11 protein-coding genes are annotated in these 14,600 nt (G+C 56.2%); 4 read left to right on the top strand and 7 right to left on the bottom strand.

Annotation, left to right across the window (positions count from 1 at the left end; all coding sequences use genetic code 11):
- Positions 1 to 18: 18 nt before the first annotated feature.
- Positions 19 to 1,623, bottom strand: a complete 1,605-nt coding sequence (locus tag CGZ80_RS04420) for an alkaline phosphatase family protein (RefSeq protein WP_143543738.1) — start codon at positions 1,621 to 1,623, stop codon at positions 19 to 21.
- Positions 1,624 to 1,626: 3 nt separating this feature from the next.
- Entirely contained in the window at positions 1,627 to 2,094 is a 468-nt protein-coding gene (locus tag CGZ80_RS04415; RefSeq protein WP_094411754.1) for a PA2169 family four-helix-bundle protein, read from the bottom strand.
- Between the two features lie 445 nt (positions 2,095 to 2,539).
- Here CGZ80_RS04415 and CGZ80_RS04410 point away from each other — a divergent pair, with 445 nt between their 5' ends.
- On the top strand, positions 2,540 to 2,740 hold the full coding sequence (locus CGZ80_RS04410; RefSeq protein WP_094411752.1) for a hypothetical protein: 201 nt from the start codon (positions 2,540 to 2,542) through the stop codon (positions 2,738 to 2,740).
- A 15-nt stretch (positions 2,741 to 2,755) separates the two neighbouring features.
- Here the strand turns inward: CGZ80_RS04410 and CGZ80_RS04405 are convergent, their stop codons facing one another.
- The 4 genes from CGZ80_RS04405 to CGZ80_RS04390 all read right to left on the bottom strand — a co-directional run bounded on the left by CGZ80_RS04405 (position 2,756) and on the right by CGZ80_RS04390 (position 7,857).
- Entirely contained in the window at positions 2,756 to 4,321 is a 1,566-nt protein-coding gene (locus tag CGZ80_RS04405) for a glycosyl hydrolase (protein ID WP_094411750.1), read from the bottom strand.
- A 91-nt stretch (positions 4,322 to 4,412) separates the two neighbouring features.
- On the bottom strand, positions 4,413 to 5,255 hold the full coding sequence (locus tag CGZ80_RS04400; protein ID WP_158222549.1) for an HAD-IIB family hydrolase: 843 nt from the start codon (positions 5,253 to 5,255) through the stop codon (positions 4,413 to 4,415).
- A gap of 110 nt (positions 5,256 to 5,365) precedes the next feature.
- Positions 5,366 to 6,544, bottom strand: coding sequence for a DNA polymerase IV (locus CGZ80_RS04395; protein ID WP_094411746.1), 1,179 nt, complete (start codon positions 6,542 to 6,544; stop codon positions 5,366 to 5,368).
- A complete protein-coding gene (locus CGZ80_RS04390; protein ID WP_094411744.1) occupies positions 6,544 to 7,857 on the bottom strand; it encodes an amidohydrolase family protein in 1,314 nt (437 codons plus the stop codon). The genes CGZ80_RS04395 and CGZ80_RS04390 overlap by 1 nt, the downstream gene beginning before the upstream one ends.
- A gap of 335 nt (positions 7,858 to 8,192) precedes the next feature.
- Here CGZ80_RS04390 and CGZ80_RS04385 point away from each other — a divergent pair, with 335 nt between their 5' ends.
- The 3 genes from CGZ80_RS04385 to CGZ80_RS04375 all read left to right on the top strand — a co-directional run bounded on the left by CGZ80_RS04385 (position 8,193) and on the right by CGZ80_RS04375 (position 14,089).
- A complete protein-coding gene (locus CGZ80_RS04385; RefSeq protein WP_233148226.1) occupies positions 8,193 to 12,023 on the top strand; it encodes a secretin N-terminal domain-containing protein in 3,831 nt (1,276 codons plus the stop codon).
- A 139-nt stretch (positions 12,024 to 12,162) separates the two neighbouring features.
- On the top strand, positions 12,163 to 13,107 hold the full coding sequence (locus CGZ80_RS04380; protein WP_094411742.1) for a hypothetical protein: 945 nt from the start codon (positions 12,163 to 12,165) through the stop codon (positions 13,105 to 13,107).
- Between the two features lie 40 nt (positions 13,108 to 13,147).
- Positions 13,148 to 14,089, top strand: a complete 942-nt coding sequence (locus CGZ80_RS04375; protein WP_233148225.1) for an ion transporter — start codon at positions 13,148 to 13,150, stop codon at positions 14,087 to 14,089.
- 93 nt (positions 14,090 to 14,182) lie between these two features.
- Here CGZ80_RS04375 and CGZ80_RS04370 read toward each other — a convergent pair whose 3' ends face one another.
- Positions 14,183 to 14,389: a hypothetical protein gene (locus CGZ80_RS04370; RefSeq protein ID WP_143543737.1), complete on the bottom strand. Its 207-nt coding sequence runs from the start codon at positions 14,387 to 14,389 to the stop codon at positions 14,183 to 14,185.
- Positions 14,390 to 14,600 lie beyond the last annotated feature (211 nt).

Genomic DNA, 14,600 nt, shown 5'->3' with positions numbered 1-14,600 from the left:
TGGAAAGGGAGTTGCCGATCAACGATCCGCAGCAACGGAATAGCTCGGCACATCGACTTCGTCTTTCTCAAGTCGCTTCGCACCGATACTGTTCAAGCAATACTCCATCACATCAATGATTCGGGATGGCGGACGCCCCGATCGCTTCAGCTCGGGGCTAAGATCCGAGCTGACGATCAACCCCGAAACGGAATCCTCCTTGTGCAGCGAACCATGGCTGCCACCGGGGTGCTGAGAAGTCTCGGGGACCGAAAATTCGGCACCCGGTACAGCCGTCACCCACACCGGCGAAGCGCCTGCAGTGAACGCACCTTCGATCCGTTCGCACGCGTTGGGGTAAAGGCCTTCGATCAGCTTGCCCGCTTCGTCAATTCGACAATCCAGCACATCGAGCTCGCCACAGAACGCCCAGCGATTTCCAAAGCGATCGGTCGCTTCATGAACCTCGTTGTAGCCATCTAAATCACAAGGCGTCGCTGGATTTTCCTGGTCAGCACGCCAAAACTCCAAACGGCCACGATCGGATGTCGCGACAACGAACTTCCGTGCGCCGTGGAACTCAAGGTTTTCCATGATCACTTGGTCAACATTGGGATCCTTCAGCACGTGATAAACGACCTCACGGCGAACATCTAAACAGTCGTCGGCGAAATAAATCGCTGCGGCCCGCATGTTGGGACAGACCATCAACTGGGCACCCTCTGTGATTCCCTTGGCGAAGTCGGCTCGCCGGTAGTCCGTCAGGTACTCGTCTAACTTGATCAACTTCATCTCATCGCCGTGGGGCTCCGATTGCGAATGATCCCCGACCATGATGAAGGTGTAATCTTCCCCAACGCGTTCCCAACCGCCGATCAGCTCGACAAACTCGCCAAGAAACTCGTCAAACTTGGTCAGTCGTCGCGATGCGGCAACCGTCAGCCCTTCTTCGTGCGCGTCGCTGTCATTCAGCGGAAAGTACGCGACGGTTACCGGCGGAAGCTTGTCCGCTGCGGCCATCGCTTTCATGCAAGCTGCGGTCGTGTCGTCATGAAAACCGAACTTGCCGAACATCCCGGTCTCCATGCCCTCGACCTCGCCAACGCCCTCTGGAAGGTCATGCACGAAGTCACCGAGCTTGAGATACTTTGGACCGGAAACTTCACTCTCCAAGCGTCCAGCGGCGAGTCGGATTCCCAGCGGCGTTGTTCGCTCGTGAACGTGTGGGCCACGAAACCACATGAAATTCAAACTTGCCGAATCGATTCCTTGCGCATGAAGCTGCTCATAGATCAGCGGAACCCTCAGACGCTCAAAATTTAAGCGGTCGCCAAAGTCGAGCAGGTAATCACGCATGCCTTCTTGAACGACCAACCGCAGGTCGTCACCGAAGTACGCGGTGTCCTTCGACTCTGCATCGTACCAACACGCGCCCTCGATCCCATGGTCTTTGGGGTAGCATCCGGTCGCGATCGAGCATGTCGCCGCTGGTGTGATCGAAGGGAAAATCGAAATACAGGGATGCAATGATCCCCCGTCGGCGATCACGCGTGCGATGTTTGGCAGTCGATCGTTGGCAAGCCAATCCCGGACTACATCGAACGCCATCGCGTCAATTACAAATAGAATGCTTCGCTTACTCACCGCTTACTCCACCATTGCTTCACGAAGTGCCCGAACGGATGCGTGTCCTTTTTTGACGGTCTGGTACTGCTGCAATAAAACGCTGTTCAGTGCGCTACCAGCGGTCCGCTTGATCACGTCTTCATAGGCCTGTTTGATGTAGTCCTCGCCGCGCTCGGCTTCGACCAAAATCACCTTGGGATCTCCGCCAGAGATCGATGCGCGAAGATCGATCCACGAGCGGTGAAGTGCAGCCAGCCAAGTGCCTTCGGTCGGCGGCTGGTCGCCAGAGATGACGACATGCTCCTGGAGCTCTTCCACCAACTTTCGACGCGTTTCTCCCATGCTTTGGAACAACTCCGCGAGCTGTTGGTCGTTCACGTCTTTGGCGATTTCCTGGAAGCCATTGGCCGAATCAATGCAGGCCTGCACCAGATTCTTTGCCGCTTCTAGCGTCGTCTTATCGAGATCTGTTTGAGTTTCTAGATTCATGTTTTGCGCCTTTCGAATGTGAAGCACAGTTTGTCACCGCTGTTGTTTGTTGTTCGCGATTCGCGAAAACCGGTGAACGGGACCACTGCAACGCAACAACTATGCCAACCGAAAGTTCGTTTTTTCCGAATCGATCTGGGCTGATTACCGTCGCTGGCAGACCACGCCAGAACGATGATCGCTCGAAAACACAACAATCATAGAAGTCCCAATGCGACAATTGATCGCTGACCAACCGGCATGGACGATTTGCATCCGGGTGCAGTTCGCCGGACGGCAGAAAGAGGTAATCACCCCAAGAGAGCACTTTTTGGCATGACTGATGCGAGACAGTGGCTCTACCGGATCGGCTTTCGATCCGATTTTCAGACCCCAAATTGCCACTCAGCCTAGCGAAATCCACTCGAAGTGCTGACAGGTGAATTCAAACCTACGGGAGAACCCAATGAGCGAGTCCATCACACAACATAAGAACCCACTGCATAAGAGCCCACTGCGAACCGATTCACGCCACACCAATCCGGATGACCATCCGTTGGAGGAACGTAAGCCGGCGGCACCGTTCGCGATTGTGGGTTGGTCGTATCTATTGGTACTTGCGATCATGACACTGTTTATTGCTGTCAGTGTCTGGCTAACGCGATAGTAAAACTGAAAGACGCTACCCGACGGTGAGGTGCTCATCGGACTGCATCGGCCAAGCCAAGCGTTCCAAAACCAAGTCGCAGACCTCCAACTTGGTACTTTCAGCGTAGATCCCGACCGCACCGCGATCAAAATCCTGGTTGGCGAGCGACAGTATCACTCGGTCGTCAATCGACAATTCGATGTAGCTGCCATGAGCGATTAGCTGCAACTGTGCGGTTCCGGCGATCGGGTTGTACCAATAGCCACCTTGCAGTGTTTTGAACTGCATCATGGTTTCGCCGACATTTTCCGCTCCTGTCCCCCACGATCGCAGTTGGGCGACTCCTTTCGTTAGGTCCAACGACAGGTAATATCCATCGTGGGTGGCCCGATTAATTCGAAAGACCAGTCCACACTTGCCTTGGTCGATCATCTTGATCTGTGCCGACAACCGAAAACAGTCTACATCGTGTTCGAAAAGAAACGCCTGGAATCCTGTTGAACTGTTAATGGTCGTTTTGCAATCGCCATAAACCACTTGATCCCCCGGGCGCGCCGGCTTCATCGGTGACAGCTGATCGGTCGTCATCGTTGAAGTAACACGTTCGTTAAACCCTTCGTATGACTGTACTCGCAGTCGCCCGTTGTCGGCGCAGACCAAGCGTTTAGGCGGCGGCATCAGATTCTGCACCGTGCGATCGGCACCATCGCGCCCGGGAGTGTAAAAACACCAAAGTAGGACGCCCTTGTCGTCATGGCATATCCGACCGGCGTAGTTCCCCGAAGCCATCAAGACGTTGTCATCGTAGCTCCGCCACGGTTTCCCGATGTTCGACGTATGCCAGTACCTGATCTTGGCGTCCTCGCGAATACTGCCAATCAAGTAATACTCATCTTTAAGACGCAACAGATTAGGGACTTCGATATCATCGTAAAGTCCGGGGTGGTGCAACGGCGGACGAGGGCTGAATTGGTTCGGCGACGTTTCTTCCATGACGGCAACACAACCGCGACGAACGATCGGACCATCTTTGATACGACCGGCACACAACAACCAGCCGCGGCCGTGCTCACGGTAGTAAAACGGATCACGCCAGGACACCCAGTGCCGGCCCTCGTCGACCGACGATTCGTAATACAGCGAATCGGGACCGATCGGATAAGTGCTTAGCTCGTCATATTCGTAAGGCGGCTGAGGCGGACGGCCGGGCAATTCGTAGGGAAGCTGCGAGCGTCGGTCGACCCAGTTCACGCCGGACTTTTTCCATTCATACAAATTGTCGCTCGTCGCCATACCGATCCGCTGTTTCAAACCGTGGTCGCGACGTGACAACCCCGTGTAGAACATCCTCCATTTGCCTGGATTATGCGGGTCTTTTCCAACGTGCATCGTCCACAACATCGAATCATCCCAGCTTCCGGGATCACCGATATGCAGGGCGTTTTCGACACGCCGCCAATGGAAACAATCATTACTGACCGCGTGCGCAATGTAGTCGTGATTGGGCAACACCAAGTGAAAGAGATGGTAGATCCCTTGGTGATAGATAATGTCAACATCACCGAGTGTCTTACGGCTACCGGTCGTTTCGCTGTACATGGATTGAATCTAGAAAGGAATCGAGGCGAATCAGTGCGGAAACGTGAGTTCGAAAACCACGCCGGAAGTATCAGTGGAACGCTGCAAGCGACTAGCGAACTTCACTGTGCCGAACGTCGCTCGCCTGATGAAAATGGATTAATCCTTCGAGCACACCGGCGGTCGCCTTTGATTCGGCGAAATAAACGTTGTCGGGATGCTCTGCTTCCATCGCCGATCGCAAGTGCTGATCCGCGTTACCGACGACGACTCCGTTCACACCACAGGCCATCGCGGCGGAATCGTTTCCGGAATCGCCACAATAGACGGCGCCCTGCAGCGGAATGTCGTGGTGTTCCAGCCACCACTTCAGAGCGAAGCCTTTGTGAACCCCTTTCGGCAACACGTCGATCAATCCGAGTGGCCCGTCGATTTGGCGACTGACGACGATCGACACCGGCGCTTGGTTCGCATCGATCCAAGCCTGGACTTTGCCGCACACCGAATCCTGTTGATCAAGTTCAAAGAAAAAACTGATCTTGAACTCTGACTGGCAATCATCCGGTTGTGGCCACAGCGCCGTGTCCAGTTCGTCGATCTGACGCAGGATGTCTTCCGCTTTCCAGCCGGACAGAATGTTCCGCAAACAGTCCGCATAGTCTTCGGAATGGGAGTAGTCACGCCGGTCCGTCGCACCAGCCGAAGTCCGAGTATCAGAAGCGACAAAGATCGAAGTTCCAACATCGCAAATCGCGGCATCCGGCCACGGCAAGTCGACCTCTTCGATCGCATTTCGGATCAATTGCCAGGACCGTCCGCTAATGAAAAGCAATTGCAGCTGGTGTTCTTGGACGTATAGCTTCAGCGACCGCAGAGCCTCGGCATAGCATGGTGAATCGTCGAGCGGGATGAGAGTTCCATCGAGGTCGGTTGCCAGCGTTTCAATCGAAGTCATGGAGTTAATTAGGTCTCGCGTGAGGTTCGTTGGTGTAATGGATGGGGGGATCTTATCCCGACATAGACACATTGGAGAGCAAATGTCAGGCCAGTGAGTATTTCGCGGCCTTATTCCCGTGGACGTTTACGCCAATCATGGCTGCCGGCGCGGTAAATCCGGCTATCGCCCAATCGGTCGGCAAGTTGATCCATCACGCGATCGACTCGGCGTTCGGCTTGTACATACCCGGGATCATCAAACAGCGACATCTGTGTCGGGGCATCCGCCCCCACCAGCGCGGAGAGCGATACTCCGATCAATCGGACAGGGCGAGGCTCCGTTTGACGCATCGTTGCCAACAACTCGGTCGCGACGCGAATGATCACTGCCGTTTCGTCGGTTGGCGTTTCCAAGACCTTTGACTTGGAAAAGGTACGAAAGTCTTCCCGGCGGTATTTTAGACCAACCGACTTCGCTTTGCGGCCGTGGCGTCGCAGCCTCATCGCGGTTTGCTCGCACAAGAAGCAAACGACCGAGTGCAGGAATTCAAAATCCGATTGGTCTTCGGAGAACGTCCGCTCGTGGCTGATCTGTTTCGCATTTCTGTCTGGGATGACTTCACGCTCGTCAATCCCGTTGGCCAACCGCCACAGGTGTGCCCCCCAAGCCCCAAGCTTCGACTTTAGCAGCGACTCGTCGTACCGTCGGATGTCGGCGATCGTACGAAACCCCAATTGATGCAACCGACGGGCGCCGACCTTCCCCACACCCCACACTCGTTCGACAGGCAGCGGGTCGAGGAACGAATGGATCTCGTCTTCGCGGACGACAACAAACCCGTTCGGCTTGTCAATGTCACTGGCGATCTTGGCAATGAACTTTCGCGGCGCGACACCAACGCTCGCCGGCAATTCCAGTTCTTCGGCAATTTCTGCTTTGATGCGACGTCCGATGGTTTCCGCATCACCGAATAACCGCAAAGTCCCCGACACATCCAAAAACGCTTCGTCAAGCGACAATGGTTGGACCAAGGGCGTGTACCGTGAAAAAATCTCACGGACTTGCCGACCGACGGCCGCGTAGTGTGAATGCCTGCCTTTGACAAAGATCCCATGCGGACAAAGTTGTCCGGCACGACGACCAGGCATTGCACTGTGTACGCCGTATTCACGAGCTTCGTAGCTAGCCGCCGAAACCACACCACGTCCATTTCCGCCACCGACGATCACCGGCTTGCCGCGATACTCCGGATGGTCACGCTGCTCAATCGAGGCATAAAACGCGTCCATGTCGATGTGCAGGATCATTAACGTACGGCTCCGAGTGATTCGCCCTTTTCCGTGCGAACGCCGGCCCCATTTGGGCCAATTGTGTAGTGTCGTCCGTTGACGATTGTATGCCGAACCCAGCGATCGTCCCAGGAATACATCAGCGTTGACAGCGGACAACGTGCTAATCGCCAAGGCACGTCGGGCTGGACGATCACAAGATCCGCCGGCTGCCCGACTTCGATCCGCCCGCCGTCTTTCCAGCGAACGGCTTCCGCGTTCCCCGCTGTAATTTGATACCACGCCTGTGGTGCCGTCGGTACTTTTGCGTAATCGATCATCCCGGTGCGGCGAAACGCGTCAGACTGAAACTGCTTTGCGATCGCCGCTTCAATCATCGCCCGTCCGACTCGGACCATGCTGCGTTCAAAACCGGCGCCAACGTCGCTGCCCAGCGAAAGGCGAACACCGTGTGCTAAATGATCGTTGCGGTTCATCGTTCCGCTGCCCAAAAACGAATTCGCGGTGGGGCAATGCGCGATCACGGATCCGGCTTGCACCAGCCGAGCCACCGAAAGATCGTCCAGATAAATACCGTGACCGAAGACACTGCGTTCGGTCACCAGTCCCATCTTGTCATAGACGTCGACGTAAGGCATTCCGTCAAAATGTTTGGAGACGACTTCGCATTCCCGTCTTGTCTCGGCGAGGTGGGTTTGAATCATCGCGTCGAAGCGACGGGCCAAATCAGCGGCCGCCAACAAAGCCGACTCGGTGCACGATAGAGCGAACCGTGGTGTGACCGCAGTTGCCATGCGCCCTGTCGGCGGAAATTGCTGAAGCGCTGCTTCGACCTGCTCTATTAACTGCTCCGTTGGCACCGTCAGCGACATCGGTGCGGCGCGATCCATCATCGCTTGCCCGATCACCCCTCGCAGTCCGACGCGTTGAAACATGTCCAGCGCGGTAATCGTTGCATCGTATGACGACGTGGCGTACGCACAAATCCCTGTCGTACCCACCGACAAGCACTGGTCGATTACGCGAGCGATCATCGACCGCGCGTAGTCCATGTCATTCCAATTTTCTTCCGCAGGAAAGATGACTTCGGAAAGCCAATCCAAAAGTGGCATCCCAAACGCACCAATGGAATCGAATTGTGGCAGGTGAAGATGAGTATCGATGAACCCAGGCGTGATAAACGTCTCGGCATCGCCCCAATCGACCGAGCCCGAAATCGCTTCAAAGCTGACTTCAACGATTCGATCGTCTTCGATCCGCACAACGCCTTCCCGGATCGAGCTCGACCGGTCGGGAGCTTGGCAAAGGATCTGTCCGCCGATGGTTGCCATGATTTAGCCGTTGGAGATCGAGAGTTGCGATCTGTGGTGATTTCGCGAGCGCGGTTTCACGACAGGCCGTTGCATGCCCAGACCAAGTCGATCCGTCCGATTGATGAACACGGACTTGCAACATCCTCTCGCTATCGGACGTTGCCGAACCGACCTCGACCGTCAGGCAAACTTTAACGACACCAAAACCATAACATGCCGTCACAGTTTTCCTATCCTACCGAAGCTTTGTGGTCGGTACGCATTATGCGAATGATGCCTGATTAGACGATCGCGTCCCACTATCGAGGTCAGTTTGACTGTAGCGAATGCAAGGGCAACGACGATCTGTCCTGATGGGCGGAGGAAGCGCTCTTGGAGCTCCGCAAATCGTCGAAATGTACCCAGATGAACTAAAGGTGTTACCCGTGCACCCAAACGCGATCTCCGATGACTGTCGCAGCCGACTGCGACAGCTTATCTGCCCGGTAACCGACCGGGCGAGAACGTTCGTTGTTGCGAAGATCAGTACGATTGTGGTTGCCGCCTGTTGCGGTCCGACGGCGATCGGTCAGACCTATCGTCCGCAAGCGACATACCCATCCGCCAACCCTTCGCAGCAGGTGCCCGGCCAAGCGGCTTCGTTCCGCATGCCCGCAGCTGCCAGTACCGGGGTCAACGCCGATCCCGTATCGGCACGCGTGGTTTCGCCCCAGGCCCAAGCGGCACTGGCTGGTCCCAACCAGGCCCCACAGCTTCGCAAGCTCGCGGTTCCCGCCCAGCACGTCGAATCGATCGCGACCGCACTCAACATGCGGTTCCAAGATCTGCCGGGCGTGACTATCGCCCCTGATCCAAAGAACAGCCAGCTGGTCGTGATGGCACCGCCCAGCACGCAAGCAACGATCGCAGGGCAAGTCCAAACCATGGTTGCCGGGGCGATTCGCCAAACCTCGTCATCGGTTGCCGCACCGCTCTCGATGCGTCTGGAAAACATTTCCTGGCGCGAGTTCGAACGCGACCTGAAACAGGCCGCCGGCAGCGACATCCCGATGACCACCCGCAACAACGGCAACGAAGTCACGTTCCAAATGAACGTCTCGCCGATGCGTGGCACGATGGTCCAAGTCGACCGCCGTCAAAATTTCATCACCGTGCACGCTCCCGATCCGGTCATCCCGGGTTGGGAAAAAATGATCCGTGCACTCGACCGTGTGCCCAACCGCTATGACGATGTCACGAAAGTCCATCGGTTGGAAAACGCCGAAATGGCGCCGGTTCAACGGACGATGCGTCTGCTGAAGGCACTTCGCAACGATCCGCTTCCGGCCGCCCCGCAAAGCATTTTCCAAAACGCGGTTTTGCAAGCCGACCAGTCGGCCGACACCACGCCGCCAGCCGGCGAGGTGATGGGCGAAGCTGGCGATGAACCGGCCGGACCTTTGGGCGACGTTCAAATCGAATACGTCCCGGAACTGGGCCAAATCATCGTCAAAGGCACCACACGGGACGTACAGCGTGTGATGGACTTGATCAAAGAAATCGAATCCAAAGCCGAATTGACCCAGCCCGATTCAAAGATCGTTACGCTGGAACATGCCGATGCCAATGCGGTCTCGGAGTTGTTGTCACAGCTCTACGATGACGTACTGTCAAGCCGCCAAGGGGACGTCAGCATCACGTCGCTGGATAGCCCCAACGCACTGTTGTTGATCGGACGCACCGAAGCGATCGCGTCGCTGGAAGAGTTGATCGCAAAGATCGATCTTCCGGTTGACCCGCGAAGCCGACTTCGCGTGTTCCGATTGCAAAATGCATCCGCAGTCGACGCCGAAGAAACGATTCGCGGATTCTTTGTCGAGCGTCCGGGTTCGGAAGAAGATCAACGTCCCGGTCTTGGTACTCGGGTTCGCGTCTCGGCAGATTATCGCACCAACTCGCTGATCGTCAGCGCTTCGCCTCGTGATATGACCGAGGTCACACGCCTGATCAACGAACTGGACGTCGAAAAGACAAGTGCGAAAATGGAACTGCGAGTGTTCCAATTGCAAAACGCGATCGCCGAAGACTTGGCGACGACCTTGCAGGACGCGTTTTCCGGCGGCGACTTGACGGCCAGCGAAGATGCGACCGCGCCATCGGCATCGCTGACGATCGTCTCGGTCGACAGCGAAGAAAAACGGATCGTCGAATCGGGCATCCTCTCCGGTGCAACGATCTCTGCCGAGTCAACCGGCAACTCGATCGTCGTCCGTGCACCTTCGACCAGTATGCCTTTGATCGCCGAACTGATTCGCCAATTGGACCGTGCCCCTGGCATCGATTCGCTGGTGAAGGTGTTTACGGTCGAAAATGGCGATGCGACGCAATTGACCGCCGCACTCGAGCAACTGTTCGGATCCGAAGCCGCCACCGGCGGAACGGGTGTGGGTGGGGCCAACCTGGCCGGTTTGCCATCGTCAACCGCAGCCACCGAAAGCTCGCTTGTACCGCTTCGATTTTCGACGGACATCCGTACCAACAGCATCGTTGCCAGCGGTTCGGCGTCGGACTTGGAAGTCGTCGAAAGCATCCTGATCCGTCTGGACAGCGAAGGCTTTGCCGAACGGATCACCGAAGTCATCTGGTTGAAAAACAACAACGCCGCCGACGTCGCCAACGCGATCACCAGCTACGTCAGCTCGCGGTTGCAATCACAAACCCAGATCCAGCAATTCCAACAGGGCCTCAGTGCTTATGACTTGCTCGATCGTGACATCATCGCAGTGGCGGAAGAATACTCCAACAGCATCCTGTTGAGCGTGTCGCCACGACTCTATGAAGAAGTCCGTGCCCTGATCGACCGCTTGGACCGACGACGCCCAATGGTGTTGATCAAAGTTGTCTTGGCAGAGGTTTCGTTGAATGACCAATTCGAAATCGGTACCGAACTGGGCCTACAAGACTCGCTAGCCTTCAGCCGTGACCAAGCCGTCGCGGACACGTTTGGCACACGAGCGACGGGGGCTTCCGGGTTTAACTTCAACAACGCCGGTGTCGCCAACGTCAACGACCTGAACCGCGAAGACGTTGTCGGTGGTGCGGTGTCGACATTCGGACTGGGCCAAACGAACCCATCGATCGGATACGGCGGTTTTGTCCTCAACGCGGCCAGCGAATCGGTCAGCTTGCTGTTCCGAACGTTGCAAGACGCCGGACGAGCACAGATCATCAGCACACCCAAACTGATGACCGCTGACAACACCAACGCCCGCATCGAAGTCGGTCGTGAGATCGCCCGATTCCGCGGCAACACGGTCTCTGGCAACGGTGTGATCTCGCCCCAGATTCAAGACATCCAAGTCGGCTTGATCATGGATATCTTGCCACGGATCGGACGTGACGGGACGATCGCACTGAACTTGGACATCACTCGTTCGGACCGCGATCAAGGCACCGGGACCCTGGTACCAACGGGTGTCGAAGGTGAAACGGTCTTGATCGAAGACATCATCAACACGACCGCACAAGTCACCTTGTCGGTTTACAGCGGCCAAACCGTCATCGTCGGCGGATTGATCCAAAAATCACGTGCCAACCAAAGCCGACGTATGCCGTACCTGTCGAACATCCCAATCTTGGGCAACCTGTTCAAGTACGACTATGAATCGGAAGCCCGTAACGAACTGTTGATCGTGATGACGCCGATGTTGATCACCGGCGACCAGGATCTCGAATACGTCAAACAAACCGAGTCCAGCCGAATGAGCTGGTGCTTGGCCGACGTTGTCGAAGCACACGGAGACGTGGGATTGAGCGGCGGCTACGGATTGTGGGGCCCAGCAATCGGCCCGACGATCTACCCCGACGTGCAACCGACCGTCGACGGTGAAATGGTGATCGGCAATGTTCCCGATGGCTTGGCCCCTGACCGTTCACGCGACTTGGAAGCCGAGTTCTCGACTTCTGGCAACGGGGCGTCAATCTATCGCGATCAATCGAGCGGACCGGTGATCACTCCGGCACCCGGTATCGCACCGGAGATTGCACCACCCGGACTGATTCTGGAAGAGGACGACATCGCGTCTCCGACCGATCAATCGGTGTTGCCAACCCCGGTCATCAACCAGTCGTCCTTTCAACGACCGGCCGGCACGATGAACCGCGAACAGACTCTGCCGGCCAGCTGGATGGCGCCCGGCAAATAAGTCGCTGGCATGTCGGCGGAAACGCCATCACAAGGCAGACAGGTCCCGCCCTGTCTGCCTTGTGGCTGTTCGAATATGAAACCTAACAGATGCGAGTCAGCTCGCGAGATCTCCGAGAAAGATTCAATCGGTTTGACCCATGAAACAACGCAAACTAAAAACCGCAATCATCGTCGCGCTGGCGGCCGGACCGTTGGCAATGACCGGATGCACTTCGCCCACGACTCGCGAAGACGTAAAGCTGGCCAAGTTCTTCAGTACGCCCCAGTGGATGACCAAGGCACCTTGGTCCAAAAAAGGCGACGAACCTCCAAAGCCATACCCAAACCCTGCGAAGCTCGCCGCGACGTGGACCAGCGACGTGTTGGTTCAAGGCGGCAAGACACCAACGCGGGGCTTCGGCGGACGGATCTTCTTCTTTGATGAAAAGTCGAAATCGGTTCCCGTCGAAGGCACGCTGACCGTACACGGTTTCGAAATTGGCGCCGTGGGCAAAGACACCGCAATCCGACCGTATAAGTTCACGCCCGAGCAATTTACCCGTCACTTCAGTCAAAGCGATTTTGGCGCCAGCTACAGCGTTTGGATTCCATGGGATCCGGTCGGTGGCAACGAGAAACGAGTCTCCCTGGTCGCGACCTTCCAAACCAAGGAAGGCAAAGTCGTCCAAGGGGCACCGACGACAATCGTCCTGCCTGGCAACAAAGCTGAAAACACCATGACAGACTCGTCGTTGGTCTACTCGCCAGACTATCGACGTCACCGGGATGCAATTGACAATCACGCGACACGCCCAACCGGGTTGGTTACCACGACAATCCATCGCAACCAATCCAATTTGGACAACGGCTTAGCTTCACCAATCGAACCTTCGATCCGCAAACGCATCCAAGCCTTCGCTTCTGAAAACCAGGCCTTGGCTGCCAACGGTCAGACACCGGCGATCGACATTCCGATGCAACAGCGACAGCCACGGATCATGGCAGCGAGTGCCGAGATGCCAAACGATGCCGTGAACGCATCGCAGGTTCGCCAAGCTGCTCCAGCCGTGACCGCACCACGTCGACTGCAAATCGAACCCTAGTCGTTGGTCGTACTAGGAATCGCCCGAACGGAGGCTGAGGTTGAGCAAGGCACCACGCCACACCCGTAAATCGAAACCGTCACAACGCCCCGATGGGCCGTCGTGGCGGGTGGTGATGCATGATGTCATCTTCGAATCGGACACCCCGGCGGGCTGGGCGTTTGATGTCGGATTGCTGATCGCGATCCTGTGCAGCATCACTGTTATCTCGCTGGAAACGATTCCCTCGATCGCCAGACGCGAACTCGCCGTTCTCGAATCGATCGAGTGGTGTCTCACGATCCTGTTCACGGTCGAGTATTTTGCCCGGCTCGCATGTGCGAGACACCCGCTGCGATATGCGTTTAGCTTCTGGGGCATCGTCGATCTGCTAAGTATCTTGCCGACCTACATCGGATATGTGTTCGTCCCGCAAACACAAACACGTTCCTTTGTGATCTTGCGGAGCATCCGATTGCTGCGTGCTTTCCGGGTGCTGAAGCTATGGCGGATGATGAGCGACGCCGATGAGCTATGGCACGCAGTCTGGAACGCGAGGCACAAAATCATCGTGTTCCTCATTGTCGTGATGGTGGCCGTCACGATTAGCGGCACGCTGATGTACTTTGTCGAAACGATCATGCCCGCACTCGTCGCCGGCGTGCCCCCGCAGGATTTCGACAGCCGCTTCGATTCGATCCCGCAGGCGATGTACTGGGCGATCGTAACGATGACAACCGTTGGATACGGTGACATCGTGCCGACGACGACCACTGGCAAAGTTATTTCCGCGACTTTGATCCTCCTGGGCTACAGCCTGATCATCGTACCAAGCGGCTTTGTGACGGCAGAGCTAACATCCCATGCCAGTGATAAAGAAGACGCCGGCGATAAGAAAGACCTGGACGCAACGACGACCGATCGCCCTTGTCCGCGATGCGAGACCCAAAAACACTTGACCGGCGCGGTGTATTGCCACCGATGCGGTGAACGCTTGGGGTGACAGCCCGCCTAACCGGTTCACCCCAAGGGATACTTCATTGAAATAGCGGACTCGCCGAAGGTCTGAATAATCACGAGCCCAATGATGACGAAATCAAGCGGTGGTCGAAAATTCCGCAGACTGTTTAAGACGCAACCGGGCGTTGTCGTTCGTTGACTTGGTTTGTTGCGCGTTTTTCTTGCGCTGCTTGCGACGCTCCTGATACTGGGACTTCAGTACCGCAATCGTGGTTGGGAACGACAATCCATGAACCGTTTGATAGCTTGCCATGCCGTCGGCAGACATAATTTGGGACTCCATCACTGAGAAATTCAACATGTGGCACCGCAACACGCGACGCCTCTTTGTTGCCCCACCGTTGATGCAAACGATATGCCGATCGACGGGAAAACTCATGACTCCGCAGACCGGCAGAGCGTTTCAGATGGATGTTAGCGGCCCCAATTTTGCAGTGACTCTTGCGTCCAGCTCACCTTCGCCCAGACGACTTCCCGTCCTGAAAACGACCAAG

The sequence above is a fragment of the Rhodopirellula sp. MGV genome (assembly GCF_002251265.1).
Classification (GTDB): Bacteria; Planctomycetota; Planctomycetia; order Pirellulales; family Pirellulaceae; genus Stieleria; species Stieleria baltica_A.
The sequence above is the reverse complement of the archived record's forward strand: the minus strand, read 5'-3'. Positions and strand labels throughout refer to the sequence as shown.